Source organism: Hymenobacter terrenus, from assembly GCF_000972495.1.
GTDB lineage: Bacteria > Bacteroidota > Bacteroidia > Cytophagales > Hymenobacteraceae > Hymenobacter > Hymenobacter terrenus.
On sequence record NZ_LATM01000003.1, the window covers coordinates 186,819 to 211,064 of the forward strand.

17 protein-coding genes and 1 tRNA gene are annotated in these 24,246 nt (G+C 58.7%); 12 read left to right on the top strand and 6 right to left on the bottom strand.

Translation table 11 applies throughout. The annotated features are described in order from the left end of the window. Nucleotides 1-149: 149 nt before the first annotated feature. Nucleotides 150-224 (top strand) — tRNA-Val (locus WX88_RS07370). Between the two features lie 127 nt (nt 225-351). Beyond that, nucleotides 352-1,257: a histone deacetylase family protein gene (locus WX88_RS07375; RefSeq protein ID WP_046243684.1), complete on the top strand. Its 906-nt coding sequence runs from the start codon at nt 352-354 to the stop codon at nt 1,255-1,257. Between the two features lie 18 nt (nt 1,258-1,275). Here WX88_RS07375 and WX88_RS07380 read toward each other — a convergent pair whose 3' ends face one another. From WX88_RS07380 to WX88_RS07390, 3 genes are all read right to left on the bottom strand, one after another. After that, nucleotides 1,276-1,974 carry a methyltransferase domain-containing protein gene (locus WX88_RS07380; RefSeq protein ID WP_046243685.1) on the bottom strand — a complete coding sequence of 233 codons (699 nt, stop codon included), beginning with the start codon at nt 1,972-1,974 and terminating at the stop codon, nt 1,276-1,278. Nucleotides 1,975-1,984: 10 nt separating this feature from the next. Next, complete coding sequence (locus tag WX88_RS07385; protein WP_046243686.1) at nt 1,985-3,205, bottom strand: type III polyketide synthase; 1,221 nt, start codon at nt 3,203-3,205, stop codon at nt 1,985-1,987. Nucleotides 3,206-3,489: 284 nt separating this feature from the next. Continuing rightward, nucleotides 3,490-4,608 (bottom strand): NAD(P)/FAD-dependent oxidoreductase, encoded by a 1,119-nt coding sequence (locus WX88_RS07390; RefSeq protein WP_082115905.1) that lies wholly within the window; start codon nt 4,606-4,608, stop codon nt 3,490-3,492. A gap of 176 nt (nt 4,609-4,784) precedes the next feature. On the opposite strand from WX88_RS07390, the gene WX88_RS07395 reads away from it, so the two are divergent. Then, nucleotides 4,785-5,171, top strand: coding sequence for a T9SS type A sorting domain-containing protein (locus tag WX88_RS07395; RefSeq protein ID WP_082115906.1), 387 nt, complete (start codon nt 4,785-4,787; stop codon nt 5,169-5,171). A gap of 282 nt (nt 5,172-5,453) precedes the next feature. Here the strand turns inward: WX88_RS07395 and WX88_RS07400 are convergent, their stop codons facing one another. From WX88_RS07400 to WX88_RS07410, 3 genes are all read right to left on the bottom strand, one after another. Then, entirely contained in the window at nt 5,454-6,554 is a 1,101-nt protein-coding gene (locus WX88_RS07400) for a flavin-containing monooxygenase (protein ID WP_046243689.1), read from the bottom strand. Between the two features lie 12 nt (nt 6,555-6,566). Further along, nucleotides 6,567-9,461 carry a PAS domain S-box protein gene (locus WX88_RS27345; protein ID WP_052732452.1) on the bottom strand — a complete coding sequence of 965 codons (2,895 nt, stop codon included), beginning with the start codon at nt 9,459-9,461 and terminating at the stop codon, nt 6,567-6,569. Nucleotides 9,462-9,531: 70 nt separating this feature from the next. Continuing rightward, entirely contained in the window at nt 9,532-10,890 is a 1,359-nt protein-coding gene (locus tag WX88_RS07410; protein WP_046243690.1) for a sigma-54-dependent transcriptional regulator, read from the bottom strand. Nucleotides 10,891-11,254: 364 nt separating this feature from the next. On the opposite strand from WX88_RS07410, the gene WX88_RS27350 reads away from it, so the two are divergent. From WX88_RS27350 to WX88_RS07455, 9 genes are all read left to right on the top strand, one after another. Then, nucleotides 11,255-13,498 carry a T9SS type A sorting domain-containing protein gene (locus WX88_RS27350; RefSeq protein ID WP_052732453.1) on the top strand — a complete coding sequence of 748 codons (2,244 nt, stop codon included), beginning with the start codon at nt 11,255-11,257 and terminating at the stop codon, nt 13,496-13,498. Nucleotides 13,499-13,679: 181 nt separating this feature from the next. Beyond that, on the top strand, nt 13,680-14,564 hold the full coding sequence (locus WX88_RS07420) for a DNA/RNA non-specific endonuclease (protein ID WP_046243691.1): 885 nt from the start codon (nt 13,680-13,682) through the stop codon (nt 14,562-14,564). Between the two features lie 586 nt (nt 14,565-15,150). After that, nucleotides 15,151-15,543, top strand: a complete 393-nt coding sequence (locus WX88_RS07425) for an amino acid--tRNA ligase-related protein (protein ID WP_197076704.1) — start codon at nt 15,151-15,153, stop codon at nt 15,541-15,543. Nucleotides 15,544-15,723: 180 nt separating this feature from the next. After that, nucleotides 15,724-16,572 (top strand): dihydroorotate dehydrogenase, encoded by an 849-nt coding sequence (locus WX88_RS07430; RefSeq protein WP_046243693.1) that lies wholly within the window; start codon nt 15,724-15,726, stop codon nt 16,570-16,572. A 42-nt stretch (nt 16,573-16,614) separates the two neighbouring features. After that, nucleotides 16,615-17,394 carry an orotidine-5'-phosphate decarboxylase gene (gene pyrF / locus WX88_RS07435; RefSeq protein ID WP_046243694.1) on the top strand — a complete coding sequence of 260 codons (780 nt, stop codon included), beginning with the start codon at nt 16,615-16,617 and terminating at the stop codon, nt 17,392-17,394. Nucleotides 17,395-17,445: 51 nt separating this feature from the next. Next, nucleotides 17,446-18,072 carry an orotate phosphoribosyltransferase gene (pyrE, locus tag WX88_RS07440; protein WP_082115907.1) on the top strand — a complete coding sequence of 209 codons (627 nt, stop codon included), beginning with the start codon at nt 17,446-17,448 and terminating at the stop codon, nt 18,070-18,072. Between the two features lie 139 nt (nt 18,073-18,211). Further along, nucleotides 18,212-21,268 carry an AIR synthase-related protein gene (locus WX88_RS07445; protein WP_046243695.1) on the top strand — a complete coding sequence of 1,019 codons (3,057 nt, stop codon included), beginning with the start codon at nt 18,212-18,214 and terminating at the stop codon, nt 21,266-21,268. After that, nucleotides 21,268-22,821, top strand: coding sequence for a phosphoribosylformylglycinamidine synthase subunit PurQ (locus WX88_RS28645; RefSeq protein WP_072052958.1), 1,554 nt, complete (start codon nt 21,268-21,270; stop codon nt 22,819-22,821). Before WX88_RS07445 ends, WX88_RS28645 begins: the two co-directional genes overlap by 1 nt. Nucleotides 22,822-22,859: 38 nt before the next feature. Then, nucleotides 22,860-24,236: a phosphoribosylaminoimidazolesuccinocarboxamide synthase gene (locus WX88_RS07455; RefSeq protein ID WP_072052959.1), complete on the top strand. Its 1,377-nt coding sequence runs from the start codon at nt 22,860-22,862 to the stop codon at nt 24,234-24,236. The last annotated feature ends 10 nt before the right edge of the window (nt 24,237-24,246 follow it).

A 24,246-nucleotide genomic window follows, 5' to 3' on the forward strand; every position in this document is an offset into this window, starting at 1 on the left:
TTACTATTCCCGCTTCCCACTATACTTTTCCGAGGCCAGAAGGTTGCCCAACATTCCTAGAAGTCAGTAAAAAAAACACGCTAGCCAATGCACTAAAGGCGGCGCGGTACTACCTTTGGGGCGGCCATGCGATAGTATGTAGCCATTCTGGGGTGTTAGCTCAGTTGGTTCAGAGCGCCACCCTGACACGGTGGAGGTCGTTGGTTCGAGCCCAATACGCCTCACGAAAACCCTCTTTTCTGGAAAGAAAGAGGGTTTTTTATTGTCATGTACCCAGTGTGCTCGTGGCTAAAAAGCGCACCCAAGAGAAAGCGTCTTGGCAAACCACGTGGCTCACCTGTTGCTACCCTGATGCTGCCTATTGCTTTTGCTCCCAACTACGCCCATGCCCTGCCTGAGGGGCACCGCTTTCCGATGCTGAAATATGAGCTGCTACCTGAGCAGCTTTTGCGTGAAGGCACAGCCACGGCGGCCGACTTTTTTATTCCTACTCCACCGCCAATAGCGGATATTTTGCTGGTGCACGCCGCCGACTACTACGAGCGACTGCGCCTGGGCCAGCTCACGCGGCAGGAGGAGCGAGCTACCGGGTTTCCATGGTCGGTGGCGCTGTTTGACCGCGAAGTAACTATTTTGGGTGGTACGATTGAGTGCGCCCGTCGGGCATTGCAGCACGGTGTGGCATTTAACATCGCGGGTGGCACGCACCACGCGTTTCGGGCGCGGGGCGAGGGATTTTGCCTGCTAAACGACCAAGCCACAGCTGCCGCCTGGCTGCTGGAGCACGAGCCTAGCATTGGAAAGGTGCTCATCGTGGACCTCGATGTTCACCAAGGAAACGGTACGGCGGCCATTTTCCAGCACGAGCCACGGGTGTTTACTTTTTCCATGCACGGTGCCCGCAATTATCCCGCTCGTAAAGAACTATCCGATCTGGATTTACCGTTGCCCGATGGCACCGACGATACCCGGTATCTGCAATTGTTAGCCGAAGCCCTGCCCCGCCTTGTGGATGAGGTGCACCCCGACTTTATATTCTACCTGGCTGGGGTTGATGTGTTAGCCACTGATAAGCTTGGGCACCTGGCCCTCACCCGTGATGGTTGCCGTCGGCGCGATGAGCTGGTGCTCAACCTCTGCCATCGCCAGCAGTTGCCAGTGGTGGTCTGCATGGGCGGCGGCTATTCCGAGCGCATCATCGATATCGTAGAGGCTCACGCGAATACGTTTCGGGTAGCGGCCGGGCTGTGGGGATGATGAGACCAAGTGAAAGGGTCAGCCAATAATTACTTGCCAGCGAAAGGCCCAGCGCCAGCGCAACTCGTATTTCATGACGCCAGCCCGCGACATTAACTTCACCCAGTCTTGCCGCCGGAAAGCCCGGGCTACTGACAGTGGCGCATCGTGCCGTACCAAGTAGGAGCCACCCAGCAACCGCGTGAGCCATTTGATGCTATGGTAGGCCAGCCAGTGCCGATGCAAGTCGTTGATGACGACGGCGACCCGCGCCTGTTGCTGCCACTGCCGGAGCAGAGTCACCAACTCATCATCCGTGAAGTGGTGACAGAACAGGCTGCATGTGAGAACATCGTAAGGCTGGTCCTGAAACTCCGGCGAAAAAATATCGAACTGCTGATAGCTAATTTCCGGATAGGCCTGGCTTTTCGCCATGGCGTAATCCACCATGAATTGGTTGGCATCAATGCCGGCTAACTCCATTGAAACTCCCTTTTTGCGGGCCCACCGGGCTACGTGGCGCAGCGTGTCGCCGCCGCCGCTGCCTAGGTCGGCCAAGCGCACAGACCGGCCTTTCGGAAAGCGGTGCCGTAGCCGTTCCAGGGCGTTGAGGACGGGCTGGTAGCCGCCCAGCCAGGTGTTGATGGTTTCTAGCTCGTCGAGGTTCTGGCGCAGGGCGTCGGTTGCCAGCGTTAGGTCGTCCATCAATTCCGGACCGGAAGCTCTCTCATTCAGCATGTAACAACGCTCATTTAATAAGTGAAGCAACGGCCCGCTCGCGGGCCGGTTGGTGAGCGGCAACTTTCTCCTGTGACATCACCGCGTGCTCTTGGTCGTTAAATGATGATCGGTAATTCGAAAATGAAACCTCTAGCAGCATGGCTTCCATGGTCAGGCCGGGGCCGAAGGCGAAGCTAAGTACTGGTGCGTCGTGGTCGGCGGGGGAAGCGTGGGTTAGCACGTCGCGCAGCACAAACAGCACCGTGGCCGATGACATATTGCCGTAATCACGTAGCACCCGGTAGGCGTGGCGATTATCATCGCGGGTCAGGCCCAGAGCGGTTTCGATGGTTTCGAGAATCTTGCGACCGCCGGGGTGAATGGCAAAGTGCCGAATGTCGCCCAACTGCACGGACAGGCTGTCCAGCAGCCCATCGGTAAGTTGACGGATGCCGCGCTGAATCAGCTTGGGCACGTAGCTCGAAAGAGTCATCTCAAACCCAAAATCATTGATGTGCCAAGCCATATCGTCGCGCCCATCAGGCTCCAGGCCGCAGTGAAAGGCTTGCAGGGTCAGATTGGGGGCATCGTTGGGCAGTGGCTCGGCCTGCACGAGGCACGCGGCCGCGCCGTCGCCAAACAAGGCGTTGCTGATGAGATGGTCCTCCTCCGGGCTCTTCTGAAAGTGAAGCGTGCACAACTCCACGCTCACAATCAGGACCCGGGCGTGGGCGTCGGCCTGGCAAAAGGCATCGGCTAGCTTCACGGCATTCATGGCGGCGTAGCAGCCCATGAAGTTCACACAGGTCCGGCGCACTTCGCGCCGCAGGCCTAGGGCCTGCACCAGTTCAATATCCAGCCCCGGCGCATACATGCCCGTGCAGCTGACCGTGACGAGGTGGGTGATGCTGGACGGAACCACGTCGGGCACTTGGCGCAGGCAGTCGCCCACGGCTTGGATAGCCAGGGGTAAGGCCTCGCGGCGGTAAGCTGCCATGCGCTGGCCTACGCTCGGAAATGGCTCCAGATTGGGCGTATTAGGGAAAAACGTGTATTCGCCGTTGGGCCGCCCATAATCGGGCAGTACCGAATAGCGGTGCTCAATTCCCGACACCCGGTACAGCGCCCGCAGCTTGCGCGTGTCGCGCTTGCCAAAATCCAGGGCCTGGGCCATGAAGTCGGCAATTTGCGGCTGAGCAATGCGATGGACAGGGTTAGCAGTGCCAATGGCACCTAAATGGCTCGGCATTCGGGGATGAGTTACAGATTCAAAAGAGGGGCTTAAAGCAACTGAATGTACAGGATGTTGGCTACATTCAGCCACTGCTTACGTATAACAAACGGTTTTACGCTTTGCTCAGCCAATTATAACGTCAACAACATTGTGGCGTTGGTAGTATGGGGCCACGCATTTTTATCATGAGCATCCCAATACTTGGGCAAGCTTGGTGCGGCTTTCCGAGCAAGTACCGTGCAGCTATCAGGCACTCGGTCAGCTGAGGAAGTAGTGTCACCACTAAATTACCGGCAATCCTAAAATGCTGCTCCGTGCGTGCGGCGCATAAGGGCCTGGACGGCACTTGGCCAATAGCGCAGGCTACCCACTACCAGCTCACTCAGCACCGGCCCACCAAACAGCCGCTGCACTGCCCGGCCCACCCGCAGCCGGGCTCCAAATTGGGCGTGCCAAGCCCGGGAATAGGCAGTTTCCATTGCTGGCCGCGTGGTGTGGGCTTGCAGAAAATCGTGCGCCGCCCTTGCGGCCAGTGCGGCGCCGTGCAGCGCCATGGCCATGCCATTGCCACATAGCGGAGTTATTAGGCCAGCCGCGTCCCCCACCATCAGCACATGCTGCTCTACCGGCTGTTTGGGCGCAAACGAGATTTCGTTGATGACTTCGGGTTGCGAATACAGCATTTCAGCCGACTCCAGAATCTCCCGCAGCCGGGGGTTCTGGGCTATTACTTCCCGCTCCATGGCTGAAATGGTACCATGGCGCTTGAGGTTTTGACGGGTAGTGAGGTAGCAAAAGCACAGCTTGTCGTCCTCAATGGCCGAGATGCCTGCATAGCCATCGGCAAAGTTGTGCAGGGCAATCAGGTCGCGTGGGAAGCCCGGTAGGCGCAGGTGATATTTTACCCCAAGGTAGGGCGAGCGTTTGGTGAAAAACGGGCGTTGAAGCTGCCGGTCGAGGTTGGCACGCTTGCCGTAGGTGCCCAGTACCACGCGGGCCGTCAGCTGGCGGCCGTCGGCCAGGGTTACGTGGTGTTGATCGGTGACTGGGTCGTAGGTCACGTTGGTTACCGTGTTCTTCAAATGAAAGGTAACGCCCCGGGCCACTGCTAACTGGTACAGGAAATCGTCTAGCACGAAGCGGCTCACTCCAAAGCCACCCAAATCGAGCTTGGCTGTGAGGATGCGGCCGCCCGGCGACGACAGCATGAACCTACTGATTGCTGCTGGGGTCAGTGCCGCCGGGTCGGCATGTAGGCGACGCAGGTAAGGCAGCACCTCATTGCTAATGTACTCGCCGCATACCTTGTGAAAGGGATACTGCTTGCGTTCCACCACGGCCACACGGTGGCCGCGTCCGGCTAAGTCCAGAGCTGCGGCCAAGCCCGCCAAGCCACCGCCAACCATTAAAATGTCCACTTATTTTGTTGATGAAGTGAGAACCGTGGGTGAGAAAATACCGTAACCCATCGATGTTTCCTTATATACTACTAGGCCTACTGGCTTCGTTGACGTACCTTTGCCAAACTAAAATCAACGCCATTCGTTAAGCCAATGCGCTCTGCGCTTGTTGCTACCGTCCACTAACTCTTACTATGATGCAACGCTTACTGCTACCATTGTTATTAATTGTCTGTCTTAGCTTCAGCTTAGGACCGCTCTTTAATACAATGCCCACCGCCGCCGCTACGGCCCTGGTACGTCCCGGCCAGCAAGGCAAGCCCGGCGACGACAAAACCTTGTTAGTATACCCAAATCCCAGCACCGGTATTGTTCATTTGACCATCAATAATTTGCAAGGCAAGAAGGTGGAACTGAGCGTACTAAACGTTATTGGTTCGGTTATGTATCGCGAAACGCTCACTGAGATGAATGACCGGTATACCAAAATGCTTGATCTAAGCAAGTTCGCGAACGGTTTATATTACGTGCGTCTTGAGGCAGATAATACCAGCCAAATGTGCAAGCTTGTCATTCGCTAATTTTGCATAAATACCAGTAAACAGCAATAAAAAAGCAGCTTTCGGGCTGCTTTTTTTATGTCGATACCTGCGAGAATTACTTCTTTACCCGAACCGGAACCGGCTCAGGAGCAAGCATTTCTTGTATGTTCGAAGCTGTTTTGAGGGCAAGGATGGCGGTGGCCGCTAACAGGGAAAGCATGAAAATAAACATAATTCGAGAAGTATCGGGTGAATGAAAAGAGACTCCTAAGATAGGAGGTCGAACTTTAATTATTCAACCCAAAAATATAAAGCTGGGTTTCAACAAAATTTCGGCATTCGGAGCAGAGCCGCTACCACGCGCCGGGCATCGGCGCCGACGCCGTTGAGCAGCGCCGAGCGGCGGCTGTCCAGCCACTCGAGTCCTAAAAAAGCTACGCCCGGAGCCGCTGTCAGGCCCTGCTGGTGCCGGGGGCTGCCGTCGGCCTCAAAAATGGGTAAATCAATCCATGCGTAATCTGGCTGGTAGCCCGTGGCCCACACCACCGCTGCGAGCGGCGCCGACACTGCCCGCTGTCCCTGAATAGCGCCCGTGGGCGAGGCGGCCTCTGCCCGGCCAATAAACTGGGCATTCGCAAAACGGCGCAACTTTGCCAAATCGCCGCTTACCACCGGCTCGGGGCGACTGCGCATTTGGCGGCCCAATGCCGTGTGGCGGGAAATTCCCAATAGGCCGGTGGCCGTCAGAAGTGCCCAGATGAGTTGATTGTTGGGAAAAGCCGGCGTTTTTTCGTCGAAGGCCACAAATACGGCCCGGCCGGTGGCGGCCACATCGGCAGCAATTTGCAGGGCCGAGTTGCCACTGCCCACCACGACTACCGGGCCAGTTTTGGGCAGCTGACTGGGGCGCTGGTAGTCACGGCTGTGCAGCTGAACCATGGCCGCCGGCAATTGGGCGGCCCATTCAGGTACCCGTGGTGTGGTATAAGACCCCGTGGCCACAATGATGCGAGAGGCTGCGAAGGAGCGACCCGCGGCAGTTTCTACTATGTAGCCTGTGCCATCTGGGGCGGGGGCCACACGGGTCACCCGTTGGCTGGTTTCGAGAGGAAAATTAAAGTAGGCGGCGTAGTCGCGCAGGTAGGCGGTAGTTTCGTCGCGGGTGGGGTAGCGTAATGGGTTGCCGGGCCAAGGCCGGCCGGGCAGCCCGCTGGCCCAAGCTGGCGAAAACAAGCGTAGCGAATCGTAGCGGTGCTCCCAGGCTGCCCCTGCCGTAGGAGCCGCATCCAGCAGCCGGAAATCTACTCGGCTTCTCTGTAAGTAGTAAGCCGCAGATAGCCCTGCCTGACCCGCACCGATGATAATAGTGTCGGTGCGGGTGAGTAGCGGGGTGGGGTAAACCGACGCGGCGGGCTCGCTCATGCGAGTGAGATGCTAATAATGCTCGGGGAATTCGAGCCGAAGGTCGGCCATTACCTGTTCGGTGGTAGCGCGCACCCGAGCCACCTGTTGCGCCGCATGGACTGCGGAGGGCGGCGGAGTTTCGCCATAGGCTTCAATCTCACGGATAATGTGGCGCAGGCTTTCTACCCCGAGGCCGTCGAGGGAGCTTTTGAGGTGGTGGGCGGCGTCGCCAACTGCCTCCCAGTCCGCACGGGTCAGGGCCTCGTCGAGGGCCGTGAGAATGGCGGGCGTCGATTCGATAAATGCCCAGGCAAGGCGACGAACAACGGCTTCGTCCTGGCGCACCAGCTGGCGCACGTTGCTCAAGTCGTAAAGAGGGAGGGTAGGAGGCATAGTATTAACTTTATTATATGGCGGGATAGGTTCGGCGGCTAGGTCTTGACGAGCTAGCACCGCATGCATGGTCTCAAGTAGTTGTTCTTCGCGGTAGGGCTTGGCCAGGTAACCAGCAAAGCCCGCCGCCTGCAGCCTTTCGGCCTCGCCAGCCTGGGCGCGCGCGGTGAGTGCAATAATGGGGGTGCCGGCCCGAGCGGGGTCGGGGTGCTCGCGCAGAGCGCGGGCGGCCGTTTCGCCATCCATGCCGGGCATCTGAATATCCATCAGTACGAGGTCGAACGGACGGTACTCAAACAATTGGATAGCCGCGGGGCCACTAGCAGCCGTGGTCACCTGCCAGCCCCAGTTGCGCAGGACAGTTTCGGCTAGCAAGCTATTTACTAAATTGTCTTCTACCAGCAAGATGCGGCCGGCCATGGGCAGTGGTAGCAAGTTGGCCGGCGCGGTAGGTAGCGGAGCGCTGGCAGCCACAGGCGCGAATGCCAGCGTGAAGGCAAACGTGCTGCCTCGGCCCAGTTCGCTGCAGACCCGCAACACCCCGCCCATTAGTTCCACCAGGCCTTTCGAGATACTCAGGCCTAATCCGGAGCCGCCGTACTGCCGGTCGGTACTGGCTGTGGCTTGGGTGAAGGGCTCGAACACCTGTTCCATGGTTTCGGCCGCGATGCCCACTCCCGTGTCGGTGACCGTAAATTGTAGCCATACAGTGCCTTCGGGCTCCGTGTGATTCACGGGGCCGGGCACGGGGCGGCAGCGTAGCAGCACCTGACCGGTTTCAGTGAACTTAATAGCATTGCTCACCAAGTTGAGCAATACTTGCCGCAAACGGTGTGCATCGCCCAACACTTCGGGTAGCTTTTTGGGCTTCTCGACGCGCATGCGCAGGCCCTTCTCGCGGGCCCGCGGCCGCAGCAGCGCGGCGCAGCCCATCAGCAACTCCCCGGGGCTGAAGGGACTGGCTTCGGGGCGTAGCTTGCCGGCCCCCAGGCGGGCAGTAGTCAGCACGTCGTTCAGCACCGTGAGCAAGTGTTCGGCCGACTCACCGAGCAGGCGCAGGTAGTCGTGCTGGCTACGGCTGAGGGTCGTTTTGGCCAGCACGCCCGTCAGCCCGAGGATGCCGTGCAGGGGAGTACGGATTTCGTGGCTCATGTTGGCCAGGAAATCCTGCTTGGCCTTTGCATCCACTTCGGCCTCGCCAATGGCAGCCTCCAGGGCCTGCTGGGTCAGCTTTAGCTCGGTAATGTTGCTGTCGACGCCCAGCACTTGGGCCGTGCCGTCGGCCCGCACGAAAAGGCGCTTCACGCTGCTGAACCACAGCACTTGGCCATCAGGGTAAGTGTAGGATTCCTCCAGGGTTAAATCCTCGCCGGTTGCCAGCACCTGACGGTCCTGAATCATGTAGCGGGTGGTGTCGCCGCTGGTACCCACCGGAATGTTGGCTTCGCCGTAACCCACCAGCTCATCGGGCGACATGTCAAAGAGAGAAGCAAGGGCTCGGTTGGCCAGTAAGTAGTTGCCGTGGCCATCTTTTAAGTAGATAGGATGCGGCAGGGCGTCGATGACCTGCCGAAACAGACGGTACTGTTCGGACAGGCGGTCGGTGGCAGCGTGACTGAGCTCGTCGGCTCGCCGCCGCTGGGAAATGTCCTCGGCTACTCCGATAATACTGGTTACCTGATTGTTGGAATTGCGTGCGAAAGGCGTGTGTGTGCTGCGTAGCCAGAGCAGTGAGCCGTCGCGATGGTGTACGGGGAATTCAAGCGTCAGCGTTGCCCCATCGGGCAGTTTGGTTACTTGGTCCCAATGCGCCCGTAGCTCCTTTAGTGCATGGGCTGGCACGAGGTTCAGCAAAAGCTTGCCCTCGGGAAAGGCGAGGACTTCTTCACTGGAATACCCTAATACCGCCTCCATGCGCTGGTTGGAGTAGGTATTACGCTCCTGCTGCAGGTCGTAGATATAGATGAGGTTTGGCACGAGGTCCACCACTCGCCGCAACATGTGGCGGTTCTGCCGCAGCGCACTCACCGCCGCCCGGTGGCGAGTCACGTCCTCGGCGCTGCCCATGATTTCCAGCACCTGGCCATCGGGGGCTGCCGCACTGGCCCGAAAGCGGATGCGCAGCCACCGCGAAGTCCCGTCACGGTGGTAAAAGTGGCAGTCCCAGCTCAGGGCCTGGTCGCCGGTGAGCAGCGCATTAACATCCTGTTTGAGCAGTTGCGCGCGGGAATCGGGGTCCAACATCTTTGAGGAGAAAGCCGGCCCAAGGTCCAGCAGCTCCTGGCTGGTATAGCCGAGCACCGTCTGGCAATGTCGGTTGCAGTGCAGCAGCTGCCGGCGCCGCAAGTCGTAGCTGAATAAAATGAGCGGCACCTTATCAGCCAGGCCCTGCCCAAATAGCGGGAGGGTGGCGGTGCTGGGCGGCGTACTGGCCTTGGGTAGTACCGGGCGGGTAGTGCTCCTGGTCACCCGCTGCGCAGCCGGAACAGCCGCGCGGCGGGCCAGACGGGAAAGACGGGAGCGGCGCATCATCGGTTGTGAGCTGAGCGGTAGGAGGGGAACGATTCGAGCTAAAGGTAAGGCGGTGAGGCAATGGTTGTGCTTAGCTCACGCGTAGTTCCTGCTGCTGTATCATCCGGTAAATGGTCGACTTGCCAATGCGCAGCTTGGCCGCGACGGCCAGCACGTCGCCGTTCATTTCGTCCAGGCAATTCTGCACAATGGCCGTGGTCTGGTCGCGCAGCGAAAGCTGGCTGCCGGCGCCTATCGTGGCGCGGCCGGGGCGCAGGGGCAAGTCATTGGCTTCAATCTGCTCGCCGTCGGCTAGCACGGTGGCCAGCTCTACCACCGCCTTCAGCTCGCGCACGTTGCCGGGAAAAGGGTGTTCCATCAGCCGGGTACGAGCGCAGTCGGTCAGTATTCGCGGGGGCAGGTTGTTGAGCAGGCAAAACTCGCGTATGAAGGCTTCGGCCAGCAGCAGGATGTCGGTCCCGCGCTGCCGCAGCGGCGGCAACACAATTGGCAAGCCCAGCAGGCGGTAGTATAGGTCCTCTCGGAAGCGGCCAGCCTGTACTTCGGCCAGCAGGTCGCGGTGCGTGGCTACAATCAGGCGTACATCGAAGCCCACTGCCTGGCTGCCGCCCACGCGGGTTACTTCCCGCTCTTGCAGCACGCGCAGCAGCTTAGCTTGCAGGCTGAGGTCGAGGTCGGCTATTTCGTCCAGGAACAGGGTGCCACCGTTGGCTTCTTCCAGGCGGCCCACGCGGCGGGCTACAGCGCCCGTAAAAGCACCCTTCTCGTGCCCAAACAGCTCGCTTTCTACCAGCTCGCGTGGAATAGCGGCCATGTTCACGGCCACAAACGGCTGGGCCGCCCGGCTTGACTGGAAGTGAATAGCTTTGGCCACCAGCTCTTTGCCAGTGCCTGTTTCGCCACTCACGCTCACCGTGATAGTAGTGCGCGCCGCCTTCGTGATGAGAGAATGCACGAGTTGTACCGACGCGTGCTCGCCCAGAATGGCCTGCCCAGGCCCGAAGCGGGCCCCAATGTGCTGGCGCAGCTGCGTGTTTTCGCGGCGCAGTGACACTTGCTGCGCCACTTTGCCCACGATGTTCCAAAGCCGGTCGAGGGTGTTTTCGTCTTTTACCAGATAATCGTAGGCTCCCTGCCGCAGCATGCTCACGGCCGTCCCCACGTCTTCTTGGCCTGATATGACGATTACTTCTGTACCGGGAAGCCGTTCCTTAATCTGGCGTAGCACTTGCTCGCCTTTGGCATCGGGTAGCGAGTAGTCCAAGGTAATAAAGTCGGGCTGTTCGCCCAGTTGGTCGAGGCAGGCACGGGCCGTAGTAAATCGGTGCACACTGTGGTTGGGGTTTTGGCCCAATCGGTGCACGAGTAGCTCGCCATACCATTCGTTGTCTTCAACCACGAAAATCTTGAAGGGTAGAGGTAAGTTCATAAGAAAGAGGTCAGATGAAGGGCTTCGCTACGCAGGATTGTAATAAGCTAATGTATAAGTAAAACAATGAGTTATTTGCGTCATTGGAAAAATTATATTGCAAAAATACGCCACAATATGTCCTCGGAACAAAAACATTAGCAAAATGAGGCATATACGGGGCTTAGGCATAAGAGGATTGCGTTTAGTTTTAATTGTAATTCTCGTTTTAGGAATAAAATCCAAATTTGGGAAAGAAGAAGAGGAGCCCGAAAATGTATGTGGCTGATTCTAAGCCAACCAGTAAAGTGGAACAGATATGGCCGCGGAATTGCAGTGAATATAATGGCATGTTGCCAAGGAGTTAAATAAAATTTATTATATCATGCAAGTGTTTACCTCTCCTTCCGTCTCGTATTTGTTTGCCCAGTTCAGGACCTTGTTGGTGGGGGCTATCATTTTATCGTTAGGCATCGGGCATGCCGGAGCAGCCCCTATTTATTCTAACAATGGCCAAGTATATACACCTAACCCCTATTCTTACACATCCTTCGCCGGAATTATTTTGACGGAGTCGGGTATTCGGTACCCCGAGCGAGCAGCAGATAGCGATTTGAAGAACTACGCCATCGTCAACAGTGGCCTTTCGGTTGCATCGGTCATGCGACTGCAGTTGGGCCTCAACACCACCACTGGGGGGAAAGCCGGCGACCGGGCCGGAGTACTGGTAGGTACTTTTAATACGCTCGGCAATGCGTTGAACATAAACGCCTTGGGCGCTATCACACTGCGTACTTACAGTGGCGGTCTGCTAAGAGAAGCGAAGATAGTATCGGCCGAGGTGGCTCGTGATATCCTGCTCAACAATGAACGGCCCACGCAACTGGAGTTTATAGCAGGGCAGAACTTCGACCGCATCGACATTGAAGTAGGCGGCCTGGCCGGCGTTTCGTACAAGCTCAAAGTATATTATGCTTATGTAGTGCCGGCGCTGGTGAAGCGGCCGGTGCGGGGGCTGGCATCGCGGTTTGCCGGTTCGGGCACGGCTCTGGATTCGTATTACCGGGCGGGTGTTTCGCCCACTCCTGGCATTGTCAGTGCCTGCCTAAACACGGGCGTCTTGGCCCCCGGCAACGCCGTGAGCAGCGACATGACTGATTATGCCTCTTTTGCCAGCACGGCTACAGTTGCTTGCCCAGCCGCTCTGGCCGTGAAGCTGGAAGGAATGCGGACGGCTCCGGCGGGCTACTACGCTGGCTTTGTAGTAGGCGGGGCTGGTGTGCTCGATTTGAACGCGCTTTCGGGCATTCGCCTCACTACGTACCGCAATGGGGTGCCGCAGGAATCAGCCACCGGCCAAGGCCTGCTGGACCTGAAGCTGCTGCCCGATGGTCAGTCGCAGGTGAGCTTTCCTACCACCCAGGCTTTCGATGAAGTGCGGATTGAGCGGTTAGGAACGTTGTCGGTACTCGATAATTTGAAAATCTACTACGGCTTCGGCGTCGAGCCAACTGCTTTTCAGGGAACCACGCGCATTCTATCGAACTTCGGTATGACCACTGCCCCTAGCAAGTATTCAGTGAATGTGAATGCAGGGGTATGCGCGGCCTGCAGCATCACCAATGCTGCCGGAGCAGCCGACAACGACGCCTCCACCAAAGCCGTGCTAAACGTACCCGTTGGGGTTCTGTCCAATGTTGAACTGAAGCTGGACCTCAACGGCGCTGGCGGAGGCAATGTGGGCGTAGCCGGCTACCGTGCCGGAATGGTCATCAGCAACAACCAAGGCTTAGTTGATGCCGGGGTGCTCCAAAACCTGACGCTGACCACGTACGATGCCAGCGGCAACCTCCTCGAAAGCGCTTCGGGGGCGTCGTTGCTGGGGCTGAACCTCCTGCCCGATGGCAAGCAGGAAGTATCCTTCCTTACCACCCAGGATTTCGCGTCGGTGCAACTCAGCGTTACCGGGGTACTAGGGGCGGCGCTCAACCTTAGCGTATACCAAGCCTTTGCCGACAACTTTGCCGGGGCTCAATTCGCCAACATCACCCCGCTGCCAGTGGAGCTAACGGCCTTCAAGGGTCGGTGGACCAACGGCGCGGCCGAACTGAGCTGGAATACCGCCTCGGAGAAAAACAGCAGCTACTTCTTGGTGGAGCGCTCCACTGGCGGCGACGCAACCTTCCGGTCGGTCGGCCAGGTGAATGCGGCGGGCAATAGCAGCAGCCCTTTAAATTACAAACTGCGCGACGCGGAAGCCAGCGCTCAAGGCGTATCTATGCTGTATTATCGTCTGCGGCAGGTAGATTTGGACGGTAAGCAGGTCTTTTCGCAGGTGATATCCTTAGCCGTCGGCAAGCAGGAGGCGGTGGCTCCGCAGCTGGAGCTGTACCCCAACCCTGCTCCCGATGCCCAAGCCGTGATGGTGCACTTCACTAACTTGCCCACCACGGGCGGCACGGTGCAGACCTATTCCCAACTGGGCCAGCTAGTAAGCCAGCTGCCGGTGACGGGAGCCACTGCTAACTTAGCCTTGCCCGCACTGACCCCAGGCCTCTACCATGTAGTACTGCGCGATGCGGCAGGCCAGTCGTTAACCACCCAGCGGTTGGTAGTAGGTGGGCGCTAAGCCTTGTCAGTATTGAAAATAAAAGCCTCGCTGGTAGTGCCAGCGGGGCTTTTATTTTCAATACTGACAAGGCTTAGCGCAGGTAGCCCAACATAGCCGTAACACTGCAATAGTAATGGGGCAACGTGAGGCAAGGAATTTTGTGGTCCCTTTCCACTATTTTCTTTTTGCCATCATTTACATGAAGTACGTTTTTTTCCGAATCAGCAGCCTGGCGTTGTTCGCGGCTCTTGCCACTGCCTGCTCGAAAGAAGAGCTGACTACCCCAGCTAGTCCTACCACTGCTGGGGTAAGCCAGGATGCCAGCCGCGACAGCAACCTAGCCCTAGGTAACCCCAGCGGCGCCGTGACTGACGCTGATAACTCGCCCAACAACTACCTGATGACCAAAACCCAGTACACCCTTTCGTACAGCCGCGATAAGGGCAAACCGAACTGGGTGAGCTGGCACCTGGGCAACGCTTGGCTGGGCAGCACCAGCCGCCAGAATAATTTTGCCGCTGATGCTACCCTGCCCAGCGGCTGGTACCGCGCGGGCAGCACCAGCTACAGCGGCTCGGGCTTCGACCGCGGGCACGTGTGCCCTTCGGCCGACCGCACCAGCTCGACGGCTGATAATTCGGCCACGTTTCTCATGACTAACATGATGCCGCAGGCATCCACTAACAACCAGAGAACCTGGGCCGGGCTCGAAACATATGGCCGCACTCTAGTGGACGAGGGCTATGAAGTGTACATCATTGCTGGAAGCTACGGCCGCGGTGGCACCGGCGCCAACGGTTTTGCTACCACCATCAGCAGTGGCCGCATCACCGTGCCTAGTAACTGCTGGAAGGTGATGGTGGTGCTGCCGGAAGGTTCCGATGACGCCAGCCGCGTAACCGCTGCTACCCGCGTTATCGCCGTGGACATGCCCAATACCAACGCCATTGGTACGGCCTGGGGCAGCTACCGCACCAGCGTCGACGCCATTGAGTCGGCCACGGGCTATGATATTCTTTCGGCCGTGCCGAATACAGTGCAGGAGACTATCGAATCGCGCGTCGACAACGGCCCCACGAGCTAAATAAGGCGGCGGCAGCAGTACCCGTGCCGTGAGAAGACAAAAGCCCGTGACTCCGCAGGAAGGGTCACGGGCTTTTAATTGCCTGATAATTGGCGCACTAAAAAACGTGCGGATTGTGGCGAAATAAAGAGTCAAAGTTACAGCAAAAAGCAAACGTAACGCAACTGCTGGTGCGGGCTTAAAAAGAGATTTCCAATCATTTGACTCAAAAAATGCTGGCTATTTCTTTGCAATCGCAGAAAATAATTGTTGAATATTTTTTTGGAAAAAGGCCCAACAAAAATTTAACATTACCGATGAATTGCGCGGCGTAATCATTTCGTAATTTTGCATCGTGCTTCACCCCCAATTCCAATTGATGAAGTGCGGAACGCTCAACCACGCCGTTCCGCAGCGAGACCAGAAGGTCTTGGCCCCCGTTGGTTTTTCTGTTTTTTCTGGTTATTGCCCCGCTGCCGTTTCGGATTCCGAAACGGTTTTTTTATGCCCGTCGGGTTTGTCGAGATACCTATCTAGCTGCTGTTAAAGCCACGCATTCACTAAATCAGCCATTTTCCTGATGGACTTTAACACCCTTTCTCCAACCGTGGCTGCAGCTACCCTCGCCTCGGCAACCGCCAGCAACTGCAACCTGAGCACCGACCCCAAGCGGATGGCGGTGATTAACGTGCGCAACAACGACGACGACCCTCGCGTAGTGAACTCGTCCGACTTGTTGCTGCCGTTGTCCGGCAAATCAACTGGTTCGGCTGAGCGCGAGTTCGACGGAGCTAAGCTGCATCACAAGTTGGAAACCAATTCGATGCTGGCCGGCCTCATCCGTCAGGGTATGAAAATAGAATACTCTGAGTGGTACCTGAACTTCCATGAGCAGCACGACGTGAAGCTGCACTTGGGTGCTGGCGTGGGCATGGCCCGCGTGGCTCAGTTCATCCTCGGCCAGACCGAATATCCGCGAGTGCGTGCCCTTCCTGATTAACCGCGAAAACGTAATCTAACCTTTCTGTCGGCCGATAGCAGCTAGCTATTAGCTTTATTGACAAGACTCCAGCCACATGGACACTCGTCGATGTTTGGCTCATAAATCAAGTATTGGCTGTTGACTTTTCGAAGGGGAAGCCAACAGCCAACGACTATTAATTGACAGCCCTATTTGACTATGAAACTCGGCGCCATTACGTTACAAAATTCCGTGTGCTTGGCCACGGCTCCCTGGGAGCTCGAAGGCTCCGGTTACGAGCAGCTAGGTGCGATTTTCACCAAAACGGTAACCATGGAGCCCCGGGCGGGGCTGCCCGGTGACGAAGGCATTCTGCAAGTGGCTGACCAAACCCTGCTCAATCGCACCGACCTGCGCATTGAGGGCGCCGAACTGCTGGTGCAGGAGCACCTGCCGCGGCTGCGCCGCTTTGGAGTGCCGGTGTTCGTGAGCATCACAGCACCGGGTGTGCCGGGCTTCCGTAAGATTGCGCGCTACCTGCAACGCGAGGCTGGTGAGCAGCTAGCCGGGCTGGAAGTGTACATCACCTCGCCGCATTCGGGGGCCGGCCCCGATGTGACAGCCCGCTTCGTACGGGAAGCCACCGAAGCCGTGCGCACCGAGCTACGCGACGATGCTGCCGTGATTGTGAAGCTGCCACCGTGGCCCGACCACATTCGGGGCTTGGCTCTGGGTGCGCAGGAGGGCGGCGCTACGGCGTTGGCCGCTACGAATACTCTAAAGGTGCTGCACCTGCCTGCGAACCCCAACGACGCGCCGCTGGTAGGTGGCCTCTCGGGCGAGGCGCTACGGCCGTTGGCTCTGCGTTGCGTTTGGGAGCTGGCCAATGATGAAAAGCTGCACCTGCCAATTTTCGGAACAGGCGGCATTTTTACGTTCCGCGACGTGGAAGACTATCTGCGGGTAGGCGCCCACGCTGTGCAAGTGGCCAGTGGCGAATGGCTCTCGCCGGGCCTCTCGGCGCGGCTGGCCGCTGAGGTTGCTCACAAGGCTCCCGTGGCCCGGTAAGCCGTTACGTTTTTCCCTTCATCTTCCCTGGCCAACGTTCCGATGCAAAAGCTCCTCACTCGCGTTCAAACCGCTAATTCTCTGCTCTGTGTGGGCTTAGACCCCACGGGCGACGATGCCTCAACGGCGCAGCGGCTGCGCGAAGTAATTGCCGAAACTGCCACCTATGCGGCGGCTTTCAAACCCAACCTAGCGTTCTTTCTGAGCCGGGAAAACGGAGTGGCACTGCTTCAGCAAACGGTGCGCAGCATCCCAGCCGACATTCCCGTAATTCTGGATGGCAAGTTTGGCGACATCGCTAATACGGCCGAGCACTACGCCCGCTTTGCCTACGATGTAATCGGGGCCGATGCCGTGACCGTGAACCCGTATATGGGCGACGACGCCATCCGGCCCTTCGCCCGGCCTGGCAAGCTGGTGTTTTCCCTGGCCAAAACCTCGAACAAACCCCAACACGGCCTGCAAGACGAGGCCCTGACCCGTGGCGGCGTGCTTAGTGACGCCGCTGCCCGCATCGCCCGGCTGCTAGACGAGGAGCTAATCGAATCTACCATCGGTTTGGTGGTAGGCGCCACCGAGCCGGCGGCGCTGGCCAACGTGCGGGCCGCTTGCCCCAGCCAGTGGTTTTTGGTGCCGGGCATCGGGGCGCAGGGTGGCGACCTGGCGGCCACGCTGCAAGCCGGCCTGCGCTCCGATGGCAGCGGGGTGCTGATAAACGCCTCGCGCAGCATTTGGCAAGCCAATGACGCGGGAGCCGCCGCCCGCGAGTTGATGGAACAAATTAACCAATTTCGGGCGGTGACGAGCCCAGCCCACGCCTGAACAAAAAAGCCGCTTCACCGCGGCTTTTTGCATAGTAATCTTCTGCAAATAATGACTCTATCTCCCGAAACCAATTCTGTCACTGTGCTTGAGGCCGGCTCGCTGGAGCAGCAGCTGCGGCGGGAAGACGCGCTGCTGAGCGGGCACTTCCGGCTGTCGTCGGGCCTGCACTCGGATACGTATGTGCAGTGCGCTCGTTTCCTGCGCCGTCCCGAATTGGCGGCGCCAGCTGCCGCCGCGTTGGCCGCTCAAATTCAGGCTGCTGGCCTGCAAGTTGATGTGGTAGTTGGCCCGGCCATGGGCGGCGTGGTGATTGGCTACGAGCTGGCCCGTCAGCTGGGCGTGCCCGGCATTTTTACGGAGCGCGATGCCGATGGTCAGATGACGCTGCGCCGCGGTTTCAACATAGCGCCGGGCGAAAAAGTCATCATTGCCGAAGACGTAGTAACGACTGGCAAGAGCACTCTGGAAGTAGCAAAAGTGCTGCGCGAGCTAGGCGCGGAAGTGCTGGCCGTGGCGTCGCTGATTGACCGGACCGGCGGCAAGGGTGGGCTGGATTTCCCACATTTTGCGCTGCTTTCGGTGCAAGCTGCCACCTTTGCCCCCGAAAGCTGCCCCTTGTGTGCCGCCGGTGTGCCGGTGGTGAAACCCGGCAGCCGGCCGGAGAAAGCATTTTGATTGGAGAGTTAATGAAGAACGTCATGCAGAGCGCAGCGAAGCATCTCGCTTGCCACTACTACTAATGATGTTTGAACGATTGGATTACTATCACCGGCGAGATGCTTCGCTGCGCTCTGCATGACGTTCTGATTCCTCAATGTCTGATACCACCCACACCATCCAGCTCACGCTGAAACCCGGCCAGCACGACGGCGACGGCCAGCGTGTAGCCGAAGCCGCCGCCCGCCATCTGGGCCTGGCCACTGGCCGCGTGCGCAGCGCCGCCCTCTACACGGTGCGCTACCCGCTCACCGAAGTACAGCTGCGTAGCTTCGCCACTCGCTGCCTGGCCGACCCAGTGCTGCACGACGTGCGCCTGAACGAGCTAACGGCTGCGGAAGGCTTCGCAACCTATATTTTGGTGGCCCGCCGGCCCGGCGTGACCGACGACGAAGGCACCTCCGCTCAAAATGCTCTCGCCGACCTGCTGAACGAGCCGCTGGATACGCATACCCAGCACATTTTCAGCAAGCGCCTGTATTTGTTTGAAGACGACCTGCCGGATACGGACCTGCGTCGCATTGCCGAAGAGCTGCTTGGCAACAAGCTCATCAACTGGCTGGAAGTGGGCCGCGTGGCCGATGGCATCCGTGACTACACGCCGCGCCCCGGCGGTGGCGCTGAAGCCATTACGCAAGTCATTTCACTGACTGGCCGCAGCGACGCGGAGCTGCTGCAACTATCGAAGGAAAACATCTACGCGCTGAATTTGGAGGAGATGCGGGCCGTGCGCAACTACTTCGCGGCCCCCGAAACCCAGGCCGAACGCCAAGCCGCTGGTCTGCCTGTCGACCCTACGGACTGCGAGTTGGAAATCATCGCCCAAACGTGGTCGGAGCACTGCAAGCACAAGGAATTTTCGGCCCTGATTAAGTACAAAGACGTAGCGACGGGTGAGGAAAAGCAGGTTGATTCGCTCTTCAAAACCTACATCAAAAATGCCACTGCCGAAGTAGACCGCCAATTGCGCGCCAATGGCAACGACTGGTTGGTGAAGGTGTTTTCCGACAATGCCGGCGCCGTGCGTATCAACGCCGATTCGCTCTTTGTATGGAAGGTGGAAACGCACAATTCACCCTCGGCCATCGACCCCTACGGCGGGGCCATCACGGGCATTTTGGGGAATAACCGCGACCCGTTGGCAACCGGTATTGGCGGCGCGCAGCTGCTATTTAATACCAACGTGCTGTGCTTTGGCAACCCGCAGTACGACGGGCCGCTGCTGACCGGGCAGCTACACCCGCGCCGCATTCTGGAAGGCGTGCGCAAGGGCATTGAGGATGGCGGTAACAAGTCGGGCGTGCCGACCGTGAACGGCGCTATCGTATTCGATGACCGGTATGCTGGCAAGCCGCTGGTGTACTGCGGTACCGGCGCGGTAATGCCCATGCAGTTCGCCGGCCTCGACAGTTGGGAAAAGAAGATTGACGCCGGCGACCGCATCATCATGGCTGGTGGCCGGGTGGGCAAAGACGGCATCCACGGGGCTACGTTCTCTTCGATTGAACTAGACGAAACGGCCCCGGCCACGGCCGTGCAAATTGGCTCGCCTATCACCCAAAAGCTGGCCATGGATTTCCTGATGCTGGCCTCACGCCGTGGCCTGCTGAAATGCAGCACCGACAACGGCGCGGGCGGCCTCTCGTCCTCCGTGGGCGAGCTGGCGGGCATCAGCGGTGGCGCGGTGGTGGAACTGGAGCGCGTGCCGCTGAAATACCCCGGCCTGCGGCCGTGGGAGATTTTCGTTAGTGAGTCGCAGGAGCGGTTTACGCTGGTGGTGGAGCCGGGTAAAATGGCCGAACTGCTGGCGTTGGGCCAGGAAATGGAAGTGGAGTTGACCGATATCGGCCATTTCACCGCCGATGGTTTCCTGGACGTACGCTTCGATGGCGCGCCGGTGGCGCGGCTGAATATGGGGTTTTTGCACGAGGGCGTGCCACGCAAAGTCTTGGAAGCGGAGTGGACACAACCGGTGCTCACGGAGCCGGTGATTGCCGCTTCATCCCCCGACTACACCGCCACGCTCGGCCAGCTGCTGGGCAGCCTCAATATTTGCTCGCGCGAGTCGGTCATTCGCCAGTACGACCACGAAGTGAAGGGCCGCACCATTGTAAAGCCTCTGATGGGCGCGACGGGCCAGGCGCCGCAGGATGCAGCCGTGGTGCGCTTCAATTTTGAAAGCTGGGAAGGCGTGGCGGTGAGCAACGGCATCATTCCGCGCTACGGCGATTTGGATGCTTACCACATGTCGGCCGGCGCGTTTGATGAGGCTGTGCGGCAGATTATCGCGGTGGGAGGGAAGCTACCTAATTTGACGCCCGGCGATGGCATTTTCTGGTCGGTGAACGACAATTTCTGCGTGCCCGATTCAGTGTACGACCCTGTCAGCAACCCCGACGGCAAACAGAAGCTGGCCAAGCTGGTGCGCATGTGCGAAGCCCTGCGCGACGCCACCGCTGCTTACTGCATCCCGCTCACCAGTGGGAAAGACAGCATGAAAAACGACTTTAAGGCCGATGGCGTGAAGATTTCGGTGCCGCCAACCGTGCTTTATTCCATGACGGCCAAGATGGAAGACGTGCGCCGCGCCGTCACCAGCGACTTCAAGCAGGCCGATGACGTGGTGTACCTGCTCGGCGAAACCTACAACGAGCTGGGCGGCTCCGAGTTCTACGCCTTGCACGGCGAGGTGGGCGCCAATGTGCCCCAGGTCCGTTTCGAGCAAGCCAAGGAGCTATATATCCTCGTCGGCACGGCTAACGAGCAAGGTCTCATCCAGTCTTGCCACGACTTGAGTGATGGTGGCTTGGCCGTGGCACTGGCCGAATGCACGTTCGGCTACGGCTTTGGTGCTGAGATGGATTTGCCGGAAACGGGCCCGGCGGTTCTGGTGCAGTTGTTTTCGGAGTCACATTCGCGCTTCCTAGCCACCGTGGCGCCGGAAGATGTGGTGGCTTTTGAGCAGCTGCTCGGCCACCGCGCCACTCGGCTCGGTGTGGTTACCAAGGAGCGGCGATTGGTGGTGCGCTACGGTGGCCAGCCGGTAATTTCTGCCGACAGCGATGTACTACGGAGTATTTGGACGAATGGCCCTGTAAATCAGCTGTTGGGCGTTGGTTCGATGGCTTCCCAAAGCCATTCAAACTCCCTGTAATGGCACAAGAATCCTTTCCCTTGGCCCAAAACACTTTTGAAATGGTACAAGAACCCAATCAGGTAGCACATAAAGTTCAATCGGAAGCACAAACTCAAGGTGCGGCGACGCAGGGCTCGGTGCGTGCCCTGATTCTGACAGGCTTTGGCATTAACTGCGAAGAAGAAGTGGCCGCGGCCTACCGGCTGGCGGGGGCTGAAGCCACCATCGTGCATCTCAACCAGGTGCTACACGGGCAGGTGAGCATTCACGATTTCGACACGCTGAATTTCCCGGGCGGCTTTTCCTTTGGCGATGACCTCGGCTCGGGCGTGGTGCTGGCTAATAAGCTGCGCTACCGCCAGACCGGTGCCAACGGCCGCACCCTGCTCGACGACATCAAGCAGTTCATCGCCGACGGTAAGTTTGTCCTCGGTATTTGCAACGGTTTTCAGGTGCTGGTGAAGCTGGGCCTGCTGCCCAACCTGAGCGGCGACGTGACACCCGAAGTGACCCTGACCCACAACGCCAGCGGCCGCTACGAAGACCGCTGGGTAACGCTCCGCGTAAATACACGGGCCCAAACACCTTTCCTGAAGGGCATCGACACGCTCGAAGTGCCCGTGCGCCACGGCGAAGGCCGCCTCGTGATTCCCGATGCCGCCATTCAGCAGCGCATCGAATCCGCGGGCCTCAATTGCCTGAGCTACCTCGATGCCAACGGCGACGGCACCGACGTGTACCCCTTCAACCCTAATGGCGCAGCCCTGAACTGCGCGGGCCTGACGGACCCTACCGGGCAGGTTTTTGGCCTCATGCCGCACCCCGAGGCATTTCTGTCAGCTTACAACCACCCGGACTGGGCGCGGCGGCGGCGGGCTGGGCAGACCAATGAGGAAGGGGAGGGCTTGCGGATTTTCAAGAATATCGTGGAGCACATTGCGCAGTCGCAGTTGCCTCACCCCCCCGGCCCCCCTCTCCTTCAGAGAGGGGGGAGCCTGGAGAATTCTGTAAGTAGGACGGATGGTGATGATGCTGTTGATGGTATTGCTGATGGGGTAGAAGAGCCCGCCGCTGGTTATGGTAATGCAGCCCTGCCGCTGCACCTGACAGCGGATAAGCGGGGCTGGCATCGGCAGATAAAGGGGTTTGGGCAGCACATGCGCAAGCAACCGACCGAAGCAGAAGAAAAGCTGTGGCAGGAACTACGAGGCCGAAAACTGGAAGGCTATAAATTCCGTCGTCAACACGCCATTGAGCATTACATTGTCGATTTCATCTGCTTAGAAGCAGGGCTAATCATCGAAGCAGATGGTGGTGTCCACCACGAGCCTGAGCAAGCCGAGTACGACCAAGGGCGTACCCACGACCTGCAAGCTTTGGGGTATCATCTCCTGCGATTCAGCAACCACGAGATTCTCACCCAGCCAGCGGCAGTATTAGCCACTATTACGCAAGAAATCCGCCTCAAACTAAAACCCAACCTAACCACAGCGCCCCAATCTCCAGGCTCCTCCCTCTCTGAAGGAAAGGGGGGCCGGGGGGGTGAGGCATTTGTTGAACAAGCCGCGTGAACACACTGACCCAATTCGCTTCTCCCCAACTTCCCCTATTGCACCGCGGCAAAGTTCGCGACAGCCTGCGTGCACCCAGCGGCGACCGCCTCATCATCGTCACCGACCGTCTTTCCGCGTTCGATTCGGTGCTGGAAACGGCTATTCCGCACAAAGGGGCGGTGCTGAATGGCTTGGCTAATTTCTGGTTTGACAAGACCCAGGATATCATTCCCAACCACGTTATCAAGCTCGTGGATGCCAACGCCATGCTGGTGAAGGAAGCCGAGCCCATCAAGGTGGAAATGGTTGTGCGCCAGTACCTGACTGGGTCGATGTGGCGCGGATATCAGGCCGGGCAGCGCACGTTTTCGGGGGTGACGGTGCCCGATGGGCTTACCAAAAACCAGCCGTTTCCGCAGGCGATTGTTACGCCGACGACCAAGGAGGAGTCTGACCGCGAAATCACGCCCAATAACCTGGTGAGCGAGGGCTGGGTGACCAAGGAGCTGTATGACCAGATGGCCGTGAAGGCGCAGATGCTGTTTGCCGTGGGCGCGCAGTTGCTTGCGGATAAGGGCATTATTCTGGTGGATACCAAGTACGAGTTTGGCTTGCTCGATGGGAAGTTGATTCTCATTGATGAGATACACACGCCGGATTCGTCCCGGTTCTGGTCGGCCGAGGATTATGCGCAGAACCCCGAAACGGCCGAGCAGATGGACAAGGAGTACGTCCGCCAGTGGCTTATTGCCAACAAAAAGGACGGCCAGTATCCCCGCGCCCTCACGCCGGAAGTAGCTCAGGAAGCCAGCCGCCGCTACCTCGATATTTACCAGCGCATTACCGGCCAGGCCCTGTCTACGGTCGAAACCGAAGCTGCCGACGCGCCCCACACGGGCCGCCAGGATGCCCGCGCCCGCTTGCTGGCCAACCTCGTGCAGTCGGGACTGGTGAAGGACGCCTGGGTAAACATCGTGATGAGTTCGCCCGCCGACAAGGAGCACTGCGAGAAAATCCGCCAGCACTTCGAGGGATATGGCGTTTTCACCCAGCTGCGCGTTACCTCGGCCTATAAAAACGGTGAGGGGATAGCCGACATGGCTGAAATCTGGAACAACAGCATCGAGCCCGGCGTCATCATCGCCGTAGCGGGTCTGTCGAACGGCCTGGGCGGGGCGCTGGCGGCCAACGTAAACGTGCCCGTCATCAGCTGCCCGCCGTGGAAGGACTACGCCGAGTTGGCCATGAACCTCAATTCGTCAGTCATCATGCCCAGCGGTACTCCCAACCTGACGGTGGTGCAGCCCGATAATGCGGCCCAGGCGGCCCTGCGCGCCCTGAACATTGCTCGCCTGCGCGAGCGGCTGAGCCAGGATATCAAAGCCACCACGGCCAAGCTGCGCGCCGCCGACGAGGAGCTGCGGGCGCTGTAATTCGGCAACA

Excerpts from the sequence above, each read along its gene's own strand:
- WX88_RS07375 (WP_046243684.1), top strand. The coding sequence starts at position 352 with ATGCTGCCTATTGCTTTTGCTCCCAACTACGCCCATGCCCTGCCTGAG.
- WX88_RS07380 (WP_046243685.1), bottom strand. The coding sequence starts at position 1,974 with ATGCTGAATGAGAGAGCTTCCGGTCCGGAATTGATGGACGACCTAACG.
- WX88_RS07385 (WP_046243686.1), bottom strand. The coding sequence starts at position 3,205 with ATGCCGAGCCATTTAGGTGCCATTGGCACTGCTAACCCTGTCCATCGC.
- WX88_RS07395 (WP_082115906.1), top strand. The coding sequence starts at position 4,785 with ATGATGCAACGCTTACTGCTACCATTGTTATTAATTGTCTGTCTTAGC.
- WX88_RS07400 (WP_046243689.1), bottom strand. The coding sequence starts at position 6,554 with ATGAGCGAGCCCGCCGCGTCGGTTTACCCCACCCCGCTACTCACCCGC.
- WX88_RS27345 (WP_052732452.1), bottom strand. The coding sequence starts at position 9,461 with ATGATGCGCCGCTCCCGTCTTTCCCGTCTGGCCCGCCGCGCGGCTGTT.
- WX88_RS07410 (WP_046243690.1), bottom strand. The coding sequence starts at position 10,890 with ATGAACTTACCTCTACCCTTCAAGATTTTCGTGGTTGAAGACAACGAA.
- WX88_RS27350 (WP_052732453.1), top strand. The coding sequence starts at position 11,255 with ATGCAAGTGTTTACCTCTCCTTCCGTCTCGTATTTGTTTGCCCAGTTC.
- WX88_RS07420 (WP_046243691.1), top strand. The coding sequence starts at position 13,680 with ATGAAGTACGTTTTTTTCCGAATCAGCAGCCTGGCGTTGTTCGCGGCT.
- WX88_RS07430 (WP_046243693.1), top strand. The coding sequence starts at position 15,724 with ATGAAACTCGGCGCCATTACGTTACAAAATTCCGTGTGCTTGGCCACG.
- pyrF (WP_046243694.1), top strand. The coding sequence starts at position 16,615 with ATGCAAAAGCTCCTCACTCGCGTTCAAACCGCTAATTCTCTGCTCTGT.
- pyrE (WP_082115907.1), top strand. The coding sequence starts at position 17,446 with ATGACTCTATCTCCCGAAACCAATTCTGTCACTGTGCTTGAGGCCGGC.
- WX88_RS07445 (WP_046243695.1), top strand. The coding sequence starts at position 18,212 with ATGTCTGATACCACCCACACCATCCAGCTCACGCTGAAACCCGGCCAG.
- WX88_RS28645 (WP_072052958.1), top strand. The coding sequence starts at position 21,268 with ATGGCACAAGAATCCTTTCCCTTGGCCCAAAACACTTTTGAAATGGTA.